Here is a 1,146-nt window from a genome sequence, read left to right as displayed (position 1 = left end):
CTGCTCCAGCCGCACCCGCCAGCGCGTCTTTCCCCTGCATCGCGGCCAGCACCGCATTCGCCACCGCGTGGGCGGCGGCTTTTTCCATCGTATCGTCCAGCCCGGAACGGTGGCCGATAATCTCCGCCACGTACGGTGCCGCCGCTCCGGCCAGCGCGGCGGTCATGTCGCCGCCCGCCAGACCCTGAGCGGCAGCGGTAGCCGCCTGGATGGCGCGCTGCATGTCGCTGCCCGTGCCGTACTGTTCAATTGCCGTGCGTCCGGCCTGGTCGGCTATCTCCTGAGGGGTAGGGTTGCTCTTGCCCTCAGCCCTCAGCTTCTCCTCTGCGGCGCGGAGCGCTGCCGGGTCGTTCATGGCCTCCTGTTTCGCGATTTCACCCTGCGTGCGGGCGATATCCGCCACCTGGCTGCCGATTTCCCCGATAAGCTGCGCCTCCTCCATCCTGCGCTGCTCTTTCTCCTTATCGAAAATGGTGTCGATGCTGCCGTTGGCATTCGCCGTGTCGCGGCTCAGGTCCGCCACGTCCTGCGTCTGATGCTCCTTATCGCGAACCACCACCGTGCCGTTTTCAATGGCCGCACGCGTGGTGCCCTCCGCGCTGCCGCTGCTGTCCGCCCCGACCAGCAGGTTGCTCGCCATATTCCCGGTGAACTGCCCCGCGATGCTGCCGCCGGTGCTGATGCCCGCGCTCTGGTGCTCCACGTCGTATTCAGTGGTATTGTGGATATCCCGCCAGCCGAGCGTCCCGGTGTCGAGGCGGTTGTTATCCGCCGTGGCGGTGGAGGCGATAACCGCGCCGTCGAGCTGCGTGTGGCCGCCGACGTTGATGTCGAACCCGCCGGAGCCTGCGAAGATACCGCTCTGCTCCTTCACGGAGACGTAGTCGCTGTTCATGCTGTCGCGGCTGTAGTTAACGCTGGCCGAGCCGCTCATGGTGCCGAAGGTAAAGCTGCCGCCCGCGCTGGCGTTTTGCTGTTTGCTGTCGTAACGGTCGGTGTCCTGTTCACTGGTAATGGTCAGGTTACGCCCGATATCGGCCAGGACGCTCTCCCCGCTGACCTGTGCCCCGGTGAGATTCGTATCGCGCCCGCTGACGATTGTGAGCGTATCCCCTGCGTTAACCGTGGTTTCGGTGCGGGTGGTGC

1 protein-coding gene is annotated in these 1,146 nt (G+C 65.4%); it reads right to left on the bottom strand.

The window, feature by feature from the left end; translation table 11 throughout:
- A partial coding sequence (locus AB2385_RS17090) for a hemagglutinin repeat-containing protein (protein WP_367656211.1) occupies nt 1-1,146 on the bottom strand: 1,146 nt, incomplete at both ends.

The sequence above is a fragment of the Symbiobacterium sp. genome (assembly GCF_040797425.1).
GTDB lineage: Bacteria > Bacillota > Sulfobacillia > Symbiobacteriales > Symbiobacteriaceae > Symbiobacterium.
The sequence above is the reverse complement of the archived record's forward strand: the minus strand, read 5'-3'. Positions and strand labels throughout refer to the sequence as shown.